This window comes from Hahella sp. HN01, from assembly GCF_018986435.1.
Classification (GTDB): domain Bacteria; phylum Pseudomonadota; class Gammaproteobacteria; order Pseudomonadales; family Oleiphilaceae; genus Hahella.
The window spans coordinates 14,783-28,772 of record NZ_JAHMIN010000044.1; the positions used below are offsets into that span (position 1 = coordinate 14,783).

Here is a 13,990-nt window from a genome sequence, read left to right on the forward strand (position 1 = left end):
CTCCAGACGCCTTGAGGCGTCGGAGGTTGTTCAGATTTGGTTCTGTTTTTCCCGGAAGGCGTCAGGCGATAGCGACGTTGTATTTATTGATCGCCGCGACCCGATTGGCGGCGCCCAGCTTCCGGTAAATGTTGTGGACGTGAATTTTGATTGTGCCCAGAGAGCGGCACAGGGCGTCGGCGATTTCTGGGTTGGACATGCCGGTCACCAGCAGATCCAGCACTTGCTTCTCGCGTTTGCTCAGCGCGGCTAGATTGGCGCTGTCATCGTCATCCAACGCGATATCCTGGCCATAATGCTCGATCAACTTGCCGACATAGGCGGGATAACGCCCCTGCTGTTTGGCTGCCGCCAACAGGCATTTCATTTCCGGCGCGTCTTTTCTCACCAGGGAATGCACGCTGCTGGTCATGCGACCGACATGCAACGCATCGTGAAACACCTGCTGAGCTTTGTCTTCTCGTCCCAGCTTCTGCAGCGCCAACGCCTCGATCGCCAGCGCACGCGTCAACAACAGACCGCAACGACCTTGCTCCGCCCAAACTTTCACCTGACGCGCTGGGTCCAGACTTTCTTCGGGACGGTTCAGAGCGAACAGAATCTCGCTCAGTATTAATTGCTCGTGCTGGGTGGCGAAACAGGCTTGGTCATAGTGCCCACCCCAGGCTTGCAACAGGTGCTGCGCCTCGCTTTTGCCGCCTTGCGCCAGCAGTCTTTGCGCCTTGAGCGCAGGCAACGAAAACAGCGTCCGCCGCACAGGATCGGGTATTGAGTGATGCAGCACCTCCGCTTCCAGCAACGCTTCTCCCGCGTCATCCCAGCTGGCCTCACGGATCGCCAGCAACGCCTGCGCCGCCGCCAGATTGAAGCACAGCTCCGCCGGCGCGCATAGGCCGTGCAACACAGAGGCGTCTTGCAATCCTTGCGTCACTTCGTCCGCCGAGGCGTTTTCCAGCAGGCCGAACAAGGTCGATGCGCTGGTCCAGGCGAACCCATGCGGCAGGTCGCACCCTGGCGCTAAGCGCTCCCGTAGCGAGGCCAGTCCACTGCGCCACAGGTCCGTTTCACCGATCAGATAATGCAACCAACCCAATACTGGAATCACCTGAATCAGCATCCCCGGATCATCCGCCAACGCCGCTTCCATAACCTGCGTAAGCTGCCGCCTGGCCTCATGCAAACGCCCCTGATGCAGTGCATGCAGTCCCTGATGATAACGCGTCACTAGACAAGTCAGCTCAAGCTCAGCGACAGGGAGAGCCTGACGGGTGACGTACAGCGCCTGAGTGGACGCGATCAATGCGGACGTCTCCTGCCATTGCTGTGCTCTGGCTGCCGCGTCATACACCGCGTCGGGGTGATCCAGTTCCTGATCTGACGCCAGTAGCGTCTGCGCCTGTTTGAAGTGCTTAAGCGCTGACGCAGGGGCCGACTCAAACAAGGCTTTTCGCCCCAGCAACGTCTGCAAAAGCGGACGTTGCTCGACGATATGGGGCGGAATGGCCGTCAGCCACTGGGCTACCTGCGTCCAGTATCCAGCGCTGACAAGGGAGGGATACAACTTTTCCAGCATATGCACGGCGGCCCGCCAATAACCGTTATCAATACACAGGGTGACCGCCGCCATGCCCTGTTTATTGGCCAAACGCCATCTAAACGCTTTGTCGAACAGAGAGGCCGTTTCCGCTGTGTTTGACGCCGCTCTGTTCGACAAGGCGTTATCCTGGCGCAAATGCTCCCGCAACGGGCGACGCAGACGATACTCGCCGTTTGATTGCGCCGCTTTGACGATCAGGCCGGTGTGATGAATCATCGCTTGAATCAAGGCGGGCGATTCGCCAGGCAGCAGACACTGACTCAGCAGATCCCGATTGAATTCGCTAATCGGCGCCAGCTCGCGTAATCGCGTCACCATATCTTTCTGCAGTAGTTGCAACGGCTGCATCACCTGCTCTTCCATATAGCGATGAAAATCAGGTAGCGCGTTGAGTTCTTCTTTGGCGGCGAACGGCGTGGTTCTGTTAGCCATACGGTTCGCCATGGCGCAAAAGAAGATCGGCCAGCCATCGGTTTGTCGCCACAGTTCGCTGAGCTGCGTCTGCATGCCGGGAGCACCGGGAGCGGCATAACGCCCCAGACAACCTTCCGCCTGCAACGCCCGCAGATACTGTTTGCCTTCCTCCAGCGTAAACGCCAGTTCGTCGGCGTTGAGGTGATGAATCCGATTCCAGGACGTGGACGCGAACAACGCCGGGGGAAGCGGATTTCTGGATAGCAGACATAAGCGGTGCGGAGCCGGCAGGTCGCGCACCAGACAGGAAAGCAAAGCGATGGCCTCAGGGGCGTCCAGTAGATGCAGATTGTCCAGCACCAGCGTCAATGAAGCGTCAGTCCGACGGGCGGCGGTCTCCAGCTCGGCGATAAACAGGCTGCTCCAGCGCGCGACGCCCCCTGGCTCATTCAACAGGCCCAGCTCTTCCCTGCAGCCCAGAAAACCATAACCGGCGTTGGCGAAAGCGGCTAACAGTCCGCCGCCCAGGCGCAAGAGGCGATTATCGCTGCGCTCAAGCGTGAACCAGATAACGCGGCCTTTCTGCGGAGCGGCCCAATCCTGCATCAGGGTGGTTTTACCAAACCCGGCAGGCGCCGTCAGACAATGAATCTGCGCCTGTCTGGCCGTATCCAGCTTCCGCGTCAAACGGCTGCGGGAAATAACGATCTGTGATGCCAAAGGGAAGGAAAACTTTCCCTTCAAAAACTGCCCTGTGTCCATGTCGTTTACCTGTGTCGTTATCTGTTCGTCTTGTTATCGGCCATCGTTGCGTGGCGCGTTTTCAGACCGCTGCTCAGCGGCCATTTATCTCATTTACGCCGTCGCTTCAGAAAAAGTTACAGGGCCTCGCGAAAAAAAATTCAGCGGCAAAATCAGCCGGTCGATATATGTCTCCCTGCCCCCGGTTTCAAAAATACTGGCCCTGTCGGCGGGTCAGACTGCGACGGCGACGTCCTGTGCGTCCTATATCAGTCCCCCCGCCATTCAGCTAACTGGTCAGGCGAACCGCGCATTACCCGGCGACTCGCCGCTTACTTTGAAAGAGGAAACGCAATGGAAAATATCGGCGGAATTTCCTCCCTGGGGGGAGATAAATTTCAAATCAACAATCAGGTGATGAGCCTGGCGGAGCTCATCATGTTTCTGGAGATCGAGCGCGCCAATAACCTGGAGCAACAACTGGCGGACGAGCTGCAAAGCATGGCCGCGCTGAACAACCTGCTCAAGCAGGCCAACGCGATGCTCTCCATCGCCCGCACCGAGAAAGGCAAGCTGGAGGGCGAAGGCCATAGCACCATGCCCCCGGAAATGATCGATTTCTTCGAGAAGAATGACATCCAGCAGGGTCTCAGCAAGTACGACAAGGAGCACAAAGGCGTGCCTCACAGCGGCTTGTATCTGGACAGCGACGGTTACGATTTCTGTCAGAACAGCGATGAGTGGGAGACCTCCATCGAGAACCTGAAGGCCTTTATCGACGGCCTCAACAGCCGCAGTCAGTTGGAGATGATCCGCATCAGCTCATTGATGAAGAAGCGGGATGAGTCCCTGACGCTGCCTTCCAACACCAACAGCAACATCCACCAGACCAATCAGGGCATCCTCGGCAAGATCTAGGGATCTCTCTGTTGTCAGGCCCGGTCCCGGATCGGGCTTGCCTGGTCATTGAGGATTGCATGCCTGAGAGACTGCATACCTGAAAGACTGAATAACCGAAAACAGGAGGAACCATGTCCACCGCGACGGAAAATCTCTCTTACCAACTTATCTACGAGATGGAGCGGCTGCACGCGTCGGTAACCGCCTCGTTCGCCGACACCGACGCGCTGATGGCGAAATGGGGCGTGAACCGGGACAACCTGGCGCCCTTGATCGAGCGCAGCAAGCGCCAATTGTCCGAAGCCGAACGCGCGGAACTCGCACGCCGGGAGCAGGATTGGCGCGACCGCTTCGAGCGATCCGACGACTCCGCCCCACCCCCGCGCGGCCTTAAACGGGCGCGCATTCAACTGGGGTTGATCAACCGCATCTGACATCACAAGGAGACTCATTGTGACGCAACCCGACACACTCACTGACGCCGACATCCCCGCCTTGCTGGAGCAGATTCTGCAAGGCGGCGGGGCTCTGGCGATCGCCCGCGGCATCACCCAGGCGGAGATTGAGGCGATCTACACCATCAGCTACAACCTTTACCAACAACGCAAGTTTGAGCAGGCGGAAAAGACCTTCGCGTTTCTGTGCCTCTATAGTCACCTGGACGTGCGCTTCTGGACCGGACTGGGCGCTTGCCGCGAGTCGCTGGGCAAGTATGCGGAGGCGATTGAAGCCTACTCCTACTCCGCCCTGCTCCAGCACGACAATCCGGTGCCGCCGCTACAGGCCGCCAAGTGCTATCTGGCGCTCAACAATCGGCGGCAGGCCCGCAACGGCCTCACCGCGGCGCTGCACTGGTCTAAGGGCCGCCCCCAGCATCAGGCGACGTATAACAAGGCGCAGGAGCTGCTGGGCGCGATCGACAGTAAAACGCCCTCTCAGTCCAGCTCTCAAACCACTCATCCATCCAGCACTCAAAACCATCAAGGAGAGACCCTATGAGCACGATAGGCGCATTGTCGACAGACGTCCTGAACGCCGATCTGGCGGAGCTGTTTCTGGCCAGTCAGGACACCCATAACGCCACGCGGACCTCACGCGCGGCTGATTCCTTCACCCAATTGCCGGCGGTTAACGCCGATAACAGCAGCGGCGCGTCGTCCCTGGTGGCGCTGACGCCCCCCAACAACACCGTCGATCTGTTGCTGGCGATGCAAAGTCTGCAGGTGAAGCTGGACGAGGAAGGCGTCAAAAGCGGGAAAGAAGACGCCAAGTTTCTCGCCCAGGAAAACGAGGCGCGCCACAAGGAAGTGATGGAAGCCCTGCAGAAATCCATCAACGAGATGGAAAAGGCCAAGAAGTCCGGCATGTTCGCCAAAGTATTCGGCTGGATCGCCGCGGCCGCCACCCTGATCGCCGGCGCAGCGATGATCGCTACCGGCGCCGGAGCTATCGCTGGCGGCGTCATGATGGCGCTGGCGGTGGATCAAATGGTCGGCATGGCCACCGGCAAAAGTGCGGTGTCGGAACTGACCAACGCCATCGCCAAAGGCCTGGCCAACGTCATGGGAGAACCAGCCAACGCCATCGTCGCCTCGGTGATTGTGGCCGCCGTATTAATCATCGGCACGGCGGGAGCGGGCATGTACGCCTCCGCTGGCGCCTCCGCAGGCAAAGCCGCCTCGGTCGCCTCCAACTCCAGCAAAACGGCCGCCACCGCCGCTTCCACAGGCAAGACCGCTGGCGCGGCCACCCAGGCGGGTTCGACCGCTTCGTCCTCCAGTCAGGCGGCGATGAACAGCCTCAGTAAGCTGGCGCAGTCCCTCAGGGAATGGCCGCTGATACATCAGGCCCGCAACATGTCCCTGTTCGTGTCCAGTGGCGCGCAAGTGGGCGGCGGCGCGGCGGGCGTCGATGCGGCCGTGCACACGAAAGAAGCGAATGACGCCAAAGCCGAGGAGGCCCTGGTGCGCAAGGTGATCATGCAGAATCAGGCCGGCATCGAGCAGGCGATTGAGCATATCAAGAGTTTGACTTCAAACAGCGAAAGCACCCTGAGTCAGATGGTCAATTACATCAATCAGGAACAGCAGACCAATCAGGCGTTGATCAGGGATATGGCCTGAGGCCTGTCCCCCAGGCTCGACAGCCTGTCAGAGCACAAACTGTCCTTACCTATAACGATTGAGGAAATACCATGAACATCACCAATACCGGTCTGGAGCCTAAAGAACTGGCTCTGGCGTCCCTGTATTCGTCGCAAAGCGCGACCACATCAGCTACCCGATCAGCGCAAACGCCCGCCCTCACGGCGTCAAGACAGCCAGGCGCGGAGACGCCCTTCCCACCTGCGACAAGACTGCTGGACGAACCGTCCACCTTCGAATCAGAGTTTGACGCCGGCGCCCTCAGCTTCAAGTTGAACGGGACCAATCACGGCGCTGACACCTTCAAAATCATGGAGGCGATTCACAAGATTTTTATCGAAATGCGCCGTCAGGCCGCCGAGTCCAGACAGGACGCCTATCTGTCCCAGTGGACCGCCCTGGAAGCGAAAGCGGAAGAGATCAAAAGCGCCGCCAAGAAAGACCTCGCCGCGTCGGTGGTGAACAGCTCCATGGCCATGGTGGGCGGCGCTCTTGGCATGTACGGCGGAGCCAGAGCGATCAGTCAGACCAACAAGGCCATGAAACTGGACATCGCCAAGCCCAAGCTGGACGCTCCGGCGCCATCAAAAACGCTGGAACTGGAGATGCCGACGCCTGCGGTTAAACCGCCCACTCCGGGCAATACAGGTCCTACCGCCAACGCCGCCCCGGTGACCAAAACGCCAGCCAGCGGCTCTACTCAAAGCGGTCAGAGCAAGCCTGCCGTGAACGCGGAGACGCCCAACAAACCCACAACTCATGCGGATGCGGAGAAAGCCCCGGACGCCGGTAACGCCAACAAACCCCAAAAGGCGGAGGACAAGCCCAAAGAGCACGCCGACGGGCCGGATACGCCGACAAAATCTGCAGAGGTGAAACACCAGGAGTTGATGTCCGACGCGCAAAACTACAGCAGCATGGGCATGGTCGTCGGCCAGTTCTTCACCGGCTTTGGCGGCCTGATCGCCGCGCCATTGAGCTACTCCGCAGAACTGGACCGGGCGGAGAAAGAGCAACAGGACGCGCAAGCCACTAAAGCCCAGGCGGATGTGGAGAGCGAAGTGGAGTTCGTACGCTCCGCCAGCGAAGGCGCCAAAGCCATTCAGGACTTCCTGGATCAATTCATAACCTCCCGCGCCCAGGTCAACAGCAAAATCATGGCCTGATAAAGCGCTCGCCTTTTGTTGATCCACGTTGATTAGCCATGACTTAGCCGGCGGCCTGTTGCGCCGGCTTTTTTTCTTCTCGAGCAGCCATTGCAATACTTATCTTTGATGAGCTTGATTCAGGCTCGCGCCCTCTGAGAACCTCGCGTGGCCAGAATCACCACCGGGAAAGCCATCGCGTAGATGATCATCACCAACAGCCAGATAGCGCCGGGCCAGGCATCCCGCATCACAAAGTAAAAGCTGGAGAAAACCAATGGAGCGATCACGGACGCCAGGCTCACCGATGAGGCCAGAACGCCTTGCAGCCGCCCTTGGTGATCTGCGTCAACCTGTCGCGTCGCCAAGCCCTGTAGCGCGGGCGTGCCGATGCCGCCCAACGCAAACAGGGGCATGATGACGAACACCAGCCAGCCCTGCTGGATGAAAGCCATGGCGATAAGCGCCGTGCTGGCGCAGGCGATCCCAACGCACACCGCACCGCGTTCGCCGAGCTGCCGACTTGCCGGCCCCGGTAAAAAAGCCTGCGCCAACGTCTGGCAGACGCCAAAGGTCCCCAGGGAAAGGCCGATTCCCAAACCGCTCCAATGGAACGCATCCGCGCCCCACATGGCCCAGCAAACGCCGTAGGCCTCACCCGTCGCGCTGAGCAGAAAAAAGATCAGGACAAGAAGCGGCAACTCCCGAGTGGAGAACGCCCAAACCAAAGGGCGAACCGGATCTAAATCAGACACGCGAATGGGGTCTCTGCGGGTAGTCTCTCCACCGGGCGCACGCGTTTCCGACAGCATGCAGAACGCGAGAACCAGATTGACGGCGTTAAGGCCCGCCGCAGCCAGGAAAGGCAGCCGCACGCCGATGTCGCCCAATACGCCGCCAAGGACGGGTCCAAAAATAAAGCCAGCGCCGAACATGGCGTTGAGCAGACCAAAGCGACGCGCTCGCTGCGCTTCAGCGGAAATATCGGTGATATAGGCGTACGCCACGGAGGTATTGGCGCTGGTGAGACCGGCCATGGCGCGGCCCAGCAACAGTAGCCAGAAGCTGGACGCATACGCCAGTATCAGATAGTTGACGACAGCCCCGGCGATGGAAATCAGTAATACCGGACGTCGGCCCAGGCGGTCGCTGAGCGCCCCCAACACTGGGGCGAAGACAAACTGCATCGCAGCGTAAAGCGCCGCCATCACGCCCATGAGAGGCGCGACAGAATCAGCGCCTGCCACGTCCTGCAACAGCGCGGGCAAAATAGGAAAAACGAGGCCGACGCCCACGGCGTCAAGAGTAATAGCGAGGTAAATAACCAAGAGTGATCTGTGCATGGCGCGTTCCGTTTAGTGCAAGTCGCAACACCGTGGTCGACGGCTTGCTTAGGATTAAACCCGAGGATATCAGGCGACTTATTGGAAACGCTGGCGGACCATGCTTAAGGAAGATGGACGGCTTATGTGCGACTGCCTGTTTTGCAATCAAGCAGTCGTTTTTCGCGACGGCCAAAGACTACAGGAGCCGGTTTATCTTGGCAATATTGGCAAAAAAGCCCGGACCCGGTGTGTCAGGGCCTCTCCGTATTAGCATATATTTCAAACTGCGCACTAAAAATATAATAGAGAAACCCTCTATTATCCCCACTCTTTCTCAAGAACCACATAGGTGAATGCAATCCCGAAATCTGCGGAGGCGACAATTCCAGAATCAACCACTTTGGTAGATATATGGCCCGGGAATTTATTGTATAGCTCCATGACCGCCTTATTAAAAGCAATGTCTATACTGGACTTATCGGGAGCATATCCAACGGCCTGTTTGTCATTAAGCGCGCGTATCGAAGGGGGCGTTAGATCCAATGCTCTTGCATCGCCAATATGGTTAACACAGTAGGACTTTATTCCATACTGCGACTGTATGCGGATTTCCTGAATGTCAGGGGCGACGCCATGAAATATATGCTTGACCTTGTATTGCTCGACGATAGGCTCATCCACCACTGTTCTTCCTACCACCTTGAAAAGAGGCGATTTCTGCGCCAGATCGACTGCAGCAAGCCTGGTTTGACTGATAGAGCCGTTATAAAAACCTTCCACCGCTATGGCTAAGGCCGGGACTTTTACATCGTAAGATTTTGTAAATAAAAACTCCGTTGCAGTCACTTTTGAGGGAGCCAGTTCCACTTCTTTTTCCTGATAGATGATATTCATATAACTTAATCCTTTTTGCTATATAAGGTTGAGCTAAGCCGCTCAACAATCAACACCATGAGCAACCACGAATCACGACACTCAATCTCTCCTGCAATTCAAATTTCATGGATAGTTTGTATTAATATTTAAAGAAGGCGTTCATACTTTAGTACGGCATAGGATGAAAATTATAAATCGTTACATTGCCAGCCTCTTCAGCTCTTCATGTCTATTCATTCTTCTCAATATTTCTTCATATCTATGGGAAGACCTCCGTTTATATCCACCGATCTATTTCTCTTCCCGGCTCTGAACGCAACACTAGCAACAACTTAAACAGGCTTGGCGGCGATCCCGCTCCCTGTCGTTTTTAGGTATCACACAGGTTTTGTCTATGTCCAACCTCACAGGCGGCGTTTCATTTCAGACGGACAGAAGCTATCGCGCCGACGCATTGAGCGCCTCGGTCGCGGCGGGGAACTGGCGTGGCGAGGGGGTGTGTCTGGCGAGCAATGACAAGTCGCTGTTCGCTTCTGCGGCGGAGGAGATGTCTTTTCTGCGCTCGGAGAAAAAGAGCGAGGACCTTAGCAAACGCAAGATTGGCGAACGGCCGCTGTATAAAACCCAGGCGCTGGAAAAGGCGTTGGCGTACGTGGAGAAAGCCAGGGAGCTGGATAAGGAAAAGCAGCTCAAGCCCTTTCTGCATCAGCTGTTAACTCTGAGCGATCCCGCTAAAGCGGAGATGCGTCAGCGCACCGCACAGCAGTTTGCGGACATTACCCAACAGTATCTGGCGCTGGTGTTCGCCCGCGATCAATTGCGACGCAAACGCAAAGCGGGCGACGCCAGCGTGGATACTCTGTTGGCGTCAGTGGAAGCCGCTCTGGATGACATGCTGGAGGAAAACAGCGCCGCCATTCTCGCAGGCGTCAATGTGGCGGAAGTGGCCACCCAGTTCAGCGACCGCCAGCTCGGCGCGCTGAATGAACTGCGCCAACTCTACCGTGACGCCGTGCTGGACTACGGCAGTCTCACCGACACCTTCCGTAAGATCCTGGCCCAGTACGGCGAGGAGCGTTTTTCCGAATCCGTCGCCTACCTGATTTCCGCATTGGGCGCTGACCTGGGGTCGGAAGGCCCTTCGCTGCCCAAAGAACGCCTGCGCATGATTATCGAAGATCTCTACGCGCTGCAGGCGCTGGAAGGACTGGATGCGGAGTGTCGGGATTTTCTCGCGCAACTGGAGAGAATCTACCGCTCTCAGACCCCGCTCAAGAAATACGCGCTGATGGAGCAACTGCTCGCCCTGCTGGAAAAGAAATGGGTCGGCGTCGAGCAACTGGGCGGCGTACTGAAGGCGTTAAACATTCCGCCCGCCATGACCATCTACTTCTGGCGCGGTTTCAAGGAGCTGACGCGAGCCATTCCGCTGAAAGCGTACCGCGACCCGTTTGAGCGGGACAAGCTGCTGACCGTCATCCAGGAGCGTCTGGATCTCAGCATTGAGCAAGAAGCCGAACAACCTTAACGAGGCCCAAAGTGAAAGCCATTTTCCCATTCGTCAAGGAGTCGCGCTCATGATGCAGGACGCCGCCGTTCACCTAACGATTACCGAGTTCCTGCAACAATTGGGATTTGCCGATTTTATCTGGCGCGGCGAGCCGCTGACGCTGGCGTTTGAGCGCTCGGGAACGCTGATGATCGAGCCACACGAACAGGGTTTGCTACTGGTGCGGCTGCAGGAAATCAGCGACTACGACTGTGCGGATTTGATCCCCAAAGCGTTACGCGCGGTGCATTACGACCAACCCTTGCCGTTACGGGCGCACACCGGGATGAAAGGCGCCAGTCAACTGGCCTTCATCGTCGCGCTGTCCCGTCAGCAGTTGTCCATCGCCGGTCTCAACGAGGCGCTGGGCGTGCTCGATTATCTTCATCAACAACTGAATCAATAGGCAGGTGATCCATGGATCTGGTGACTTTCACCGAAGGCGTGCAAAGCATTCGCGTCCACGACAACGACGGACAGGACGCCAGCACAACCGCCAACGCCCCTTCCCGGCCTTTTGTGCCGCGAGGGGAATCCGTCGTCCAGCACACGGAAAAGCTATTTCTGCGTCATGCGACCAGTCAGGAGATGCTGCGCACTTTGATTGGGCCGTCCGGCGCCACTGGCGTCGACCCTCAGGATTTTGACGACGTGGCCGCGTCCACCCAGTCCGCACTGGCGGCGCTGGAGCAAGAGGTGGAAGCCAGCAGCGATCCCGAATTCCGGCAAACCCTGCAAAGCGCCGTCGCCATTCTCAACGCGCTGTATGAAGACCGGCAATTGCTGCGCAGCAATCTGAGCGCCCTGGAAAAGCCATGAGACCAACTCAATCCGTCGCCTCACTTCCACTCGCCGGCGCCACGAGCAGACTGCAGCCGCAACAGGCGGCCTGGCTGCAGGAAGTGACCACCGTGTTTCTGCAATGCCGCCAGTACGCCAAGGCGCAACCGCTGCTGCGTCTGCTGATCAGACTGGCGCCGGAAGATCCCGCGCCCCTGCGGCAGATGGCTTATCTGTGTTACCAACTCGGCCGCTACGAACTGGCGCTGAAATACTGTAAGGCCTGCGAGAAACGATTACAGGGCGCGTCGGAAGCGCGTCTGTCGCTGCTGCGCAGCCATTGCCATCTCAAGCTGGGACAAAGAGAGCCCGCGCTGACTCACTATCTGCAATTTTTAGCCACAAGGACTCCGTCATGACCCTCGCACGCCTGAACCAGACCCTGCAAGTGATCGCCGGGCGCAAAGACATTCTGTTCGCGGCCATGTTGGTGGCGATTATTTTCATGATGATTCTGCCCTTGCCCACCGCTCTGGTGGACATCCTCATCGGCGTCAATATGGGGCTGGCGGTGGTGTTGCTGATGGTGGGGGTGTATCTGCGTTCGCCGCTGGAGTTCGTCGCCTTTCCCTCGGTGCTGCTGATCACCACCCTGTTTCGTCTGTCGCTGTCCATCACCACCACGCGACTGATTCTGCTGCAGGCGGACGCAGGCTCCATCATCGAAGCCTTCGGCGGCTTTGTGGTGGGCGGCAATCTGGTGGTGGGGCTGGTTATTTTCCTGATCATCACCGTGGTGCAGTTTCTGGTGATCACCAAGGGCTCCGAGCGGGTGGCGGAAGTCAGCGCCCGCTTCTCTTTGGACGCCATGCCCGGCAAACAAATGAGCATCGACGGCGATATGCGCGCAGGGGTGATCGATGTGGACGAAGCCCGTCATCGCCGCTCTCAGGTGCAGAAAGAAAGCCAGTTGTACGGCTCCATGGACGGCGCCATGAAGTTCGTCAAAGGCGACGCCATCGCCGGTTTGATCATCATTGCGGTGAACATCCTCGGCGGCATCGCCATTGGCACGCTGCAAAACGGCATGACCTCCGGCGAAGCCCTAGAGCTATACGCCATTCTCACCATCGGCGACGGCCTGGTGGCGCAGATTCCTGCGTTGTTTATCGCCATCACCGCTGGCGTCATCGTCACCCGGGTCACCACGGACGAGTCGGAAAACCTGGGCGCGGACATCGCCAACCAGATCGTCAGCAAACCCCAGGCGATCCTGATCGGCGGCGGCCTGCTATTCGCCTTCGCGCTGATTCCAGGCTTTCCCACCCTCACCTTTATCGTGCTGGCGTTAACCTTGACGGGCATTGGCGTGTTCACCCTCCGACAGTCCAAAAACGCCGGCGCGGACAAACATCCTCCCCTGTCCGCCATGGCGGCCGCCGGCCAGCCTCCCAGCAAGGCGCAGCTCAACGAAGCGGAAGAGTTTACCTTTACCGTCCCGCTGCTGGTGGACATCGCCGCCGACGCAGAAGACGCCCTAGACCCGAATGCGTTGAATGAGGAAATTCTCAAAATCCGCCGCTCTCTGTATCTCGATCTGGGCGTGCCGTTTCCGGGCATTCATCTGCGCATCAATCATGGTTTGAGCGACGGCCGCTATAAGATTCATCTGCAGGAAACGCCGATTGCGGAAGGCTTTATCAAGCCCAGGCAGTTATTGGTGCGCGATCAAAAGGAGCAACTGGATCTGCTGGCCATCGAGCATAACAGCGAAGTGGAACTGCTGCCCGACGCGCCCGCCTATTGGGTGGAGCAACGTCATCAGACCTCGCTGGACAAGATGGAAGTCGCCTATCTGACCCCGCCCCGGGTGTTGAGTTATCACCTGTCGATCATCCTGAAAAAGTACGCGCAGGAGTTCATCGGCATTCAGGAAACCCGCTTCCTGCTGGAGAAAATGGAAGGACGCTATGGCGAGCTGGTGAAGGAAGTGCAGCGTCTGCTGCCGATTCAGAAAATCACCGAGATACTGCAGCGTCTGGTGTCCGAGGACATCTCCATCCGCAACCTGCGCAGCATTCTGGAGGCCTTGGCGGAATGGGGTCAAAAAGAGAAGGAAACCGTGCTGCTGACGGAGTACGTGCGCAACAGCCTGCGTCGCTATATCAGCTACAAGTACAGCAACGGGCAGAATATCCTGCCGGCGTATATGCTGGATCAGTCTCTGGAAGACGCCATTCGCGGCGGCGTACGCCAGACCTCCTCCGGCGCCTACCTCGCCCTGGAGCCGGACACCACCCGCAAGATCGTGGACATCGCCAAACGCACTGTGGGCGACTTAAATCCCGGCGCGCAAAAAGTCGTGGTGATCACCTCCATGGACGTGCGCCGCTACCTGCGCAAACTACTGGAAAGAGACATGCGCCAACTGCCCATCCTTTCCTACCAGGACCTGACGCCGGAAATCACCATTCAGCCGCTGGGTAGAATCGCGCTTAGCTATTAACCCAACAGACAAG

At 58.0% G+C, this 13,990-nt stretch carries 13 protein-coding genes; 10 read left to right on the plus strand and 3 right to left on the minus strand.

Going from position 1 to position 13,990, the window contains the following annotated elements; genetic code table 11:
• Nucleotides 1-61: 61 nt before the first annotated feature.
• Nucleotides 62-2,731 carry a LuxR C-terminal-related transcriptional regulator gene (locus tag KP814_RS28175; protein ID WP_216739891.1) on the minus strand — a complete coding sequence of 890 codons (2,670 nt, stop codon included), beginning with the start codon at nucleotides 2,729-2,731 and terminating at the stop codon, nucleotides 62-64.
• 375 nt (nucleotides 2,732-3,106) lie between these two features.
• Between KP814_RS28175 and KP814_RS28180 the strand changes: the two genes are divergently transcribed.
• From KP814_RS28180 to KP814_RS28200, 5 genes are all read left to right on the plus strand, one after another.
• Nucleotides 3,107-3,670, plus strand: coding sequence for a hypothetical protein (locus KP814_RS28180; RefSeq protein ID WP_216739892.1), 564 nt, complete (start codon nucleotides 3,107-3,109; stop codon nucleotides 3,668-3,670).
• A 113-nt stretch (nucleotides 3,671-3,783) separates the two neighbouring features.
• Nucleotides 3,784-4,086 carry a hypothetical protein gene (locus tag KP814_RS28185; RefSeq protein ID WP_216739893.1) on the plus strand — a complete coding sequence of 101 codons (303 nt, stop codon included), beginning with the start codon at nucleotides 3,784-3,786 and terminating at the stop codon, nucleotides 4,084-4,086.
• Nucleotides 4,087-4,105: 19 nt separating this feature from the next.
• Nucleotides 4,106-4,651 (plus strand): SycD/LcrH family type III secretion system chaperone, encoded by a 546-nt coding sequence (locus KP814_RS28190; protein ID WP_279508311.1) that lies wholly within the window; start codon nucleotides 4,106-4,108, stop codon nucleotides 4,649-4,651.
• Nucleotides 4,648-5,775 carry a type III secretion system translocon subunit SctE gene (gene sctE / locus KP814_RS28195; RefSeq protein ID WP_216739894.1) on the plus strand — a complete coding sequence of 376 codons (1,128 nt, stop codon included), beginning with the start codon at nucleotides 4,648-4,650 and terminating at the stop codon, nucleotides 5,773-5,775. The genes KP814_RS28190 and sctE overlap by 4 nt, the downstream gene beginning before the upstream one ends.
• A gap of 71 nt (nucleotides 5,776-5,846) precedes the next feature.
• Nucleotides 5,847-6,962 (plus strand): hypothetical protein, encoded by a 1,116-nt coding sequence (locus KP814_RS28200; RefSeq protein ID WP_216739895.1) that lies wholly within the window; start codon nucleotides 5,847-5,849, stop codon nucleotides 6,960-6,962.
• Nucleotides 6,963-7,081: 119 nt separating this feature from the next.
• Here the strand turns inward: KP814_RS28200 and KP814_RS28205 are convergent, their stop codons facing one another.
• A complete protein-coding gene (locus tag KP814_RS28205) occupies nucleotides 7,082-8,284 on the minus strand; it encodes a TCR/Tet family MFS transporter (protein ID WP_216739896.1) in 1,203 nt (400 codons plus the stop codon).
• Nucleotides 8,285-8,584: 300 nt separating this feature from the next.
• Complete coding sequence (locus tag KP814_RS28210; protein ID WP_216739897.1) at nucleotides 8,585-9,160, minus strand: hypothetical protein; 576 nt, start codon at nucleotides 9,158-9,160, stop codon at nucleotides 8,585-8,587.
• A gap of 376 nt (nucleotides 9,161-9,536) precedes the next feature.
• On the opposite strand from KP814_RS28210, the gene sctW reads away from it, so the two are divergent.
• From sctW to sctV, 5 genes are read left to right on the plus strand one after another with little or no spacing between them, the layout of a single operon-like run.
• Nucleotides 9,537-10,670: a type III secretion system gatekeeper subunit SctW gene (gene sctW, locus KP814_RS28215; RefSeq protein ID WP_216739898.1), complete on the plus strand. Its 1,134-nt coding sequence runs from the start codon at nucleotides 9,537-9,539 to the stop codon at nucleotides 10,668-10,670.
• A 49-nt stretch (nucleotides 10,671-10,719) separates the two neighbouring features.
• A complete protein-coding gene (locus KP814_RS28220) occupies nucleotides 10,720-11,097 on the plus strand; it encodes a YopN chaperone SycN-like protein (RefSeq protein ID WP_216739899.1) in 378 nt (125 codons plus the stop codon).
• An 11-nt stretch (nucleotides 11,098-11,108) separates the two neighbouring features.
• Nucleotides 11,109-11,510: a hypothetical protein gene (locus tag KP814_RS28225; protein WP_216739900.1), complete on the plus strand. Its 402-nt coding sequence runs from the start codon at nucleotides 11,109-11,111 to the stop codon at nucleotides 11,508-11,510.
• Nucleotides 11,507-11,890 (plus strand): hypothetical protein, encoded by a 384-nt coding sequence (locus KP814_RS28230; protein ID WP_253938694.1) that lies wholly within the window; start codon nucleotides 11,507-11,509, stop codon nucleotides 11,888-11,890. The genes KP814_RS28225 and KP814_RS28230 overlap by 4 nt, the downstream gene beginning before the upstream one ends.
• A complete protein-coding gene (gene sctV / locus KP814_RS28235) occupies nucleotides 11,887-13,977 on the plus strand; it encodes a type III secretion system export apparatus subunit SctV (protein WP_216739901.1) in 2,091 nt (696 codons plus the stop codon). Before KP814_RS28230 ends, sctV begins: the two co-directional genes overlap by 4 nt.
• Nucleotides 13,978-13,990 lie beyond the last annotated feature (13 nt).

What these genes read in the sequence shown, in the direction of transcription:
- sctW (WP_216739898.1), top strand. Translation starts at nt 9,537, where the DNA reads ATGTCCAACCTCACAGGCGGCGTTTCATTTCAGACGGACAGAAGCTAT.
- KP814_RS28220 (WP_216739899.1), top strand. Translation starts at nt 10,720, where the DNA reads ATGATGCAGGACGCCGCCGTTCACCTAACGATTACCGAGTTCCTGCAA.
- KP814_RS28200 (WP_216739895.1), top strand. Translation starts at nt 5,847, where the DNA reads ATGAACATCACCAATACCGGTCTGGAGCCTAAAGAACTGGCTCTGGCG.
- sctV (WP_216739901.1), top strand. Translation starts at nt 11,887, where the DNA reads ATGACCCTCGCACGCCTGAACCAGACCCTGCAAGTGATCGCCGGGCGC.
- sctE (WP_216739894.1), top strand. Translation starts at nt 4,648, where the DNA reads ATGAGCACGATAGGCGCATTGTCGACAGACGTCCTGAACGCCGATCTG.
- KP814_RS28210 (WP_216739897.1), bottom strand. Translation starts at nt 9,160, where the DNA reads ATGAATATCATCTATCAGGAAAAAGAAGTGGAACTGGCTCCCTCAAAA.
- KP814_RS28180 (WP_216739892.1), top strand. Translation starts at nt 3,107, where the DNA reads ATGGAAAATATCGGCGGAATTTCCTCCCTGGGGGGAGATAAATTTCAA.
- KP814_RS28185 (WP_216739893.1), top strand. Translation starts at nt 3,784, where the DNA reads ATGTCCACCGCGACGGAAAATCTCTCTTACCAACTTATCTACGAGATG.
- KP814_RS28205 (WP_216739896.1), bottom strand. Translation starts at nt 8,284, where the DNA reads ATGCACAGATCACTCTTGGTTATTTACCTCGCTATTACTCTTGACGCC.
- KP814_RS28230 (WP_253938694.1), top strand. Translation starts at nt 11,507, where the DNA reads ATGAGACCAACTCAATCCGTCGCCTCACTTCCACTCGCCGGCGCCACG.
- KP814_RS28225 (WP_216739900.1), top strand. Translation starts at nt 11,109, where the DNA reads ATGGATCTGGTGACTTTCACCGAAGGCGTGCAAAGCATTCGCGTCCAC.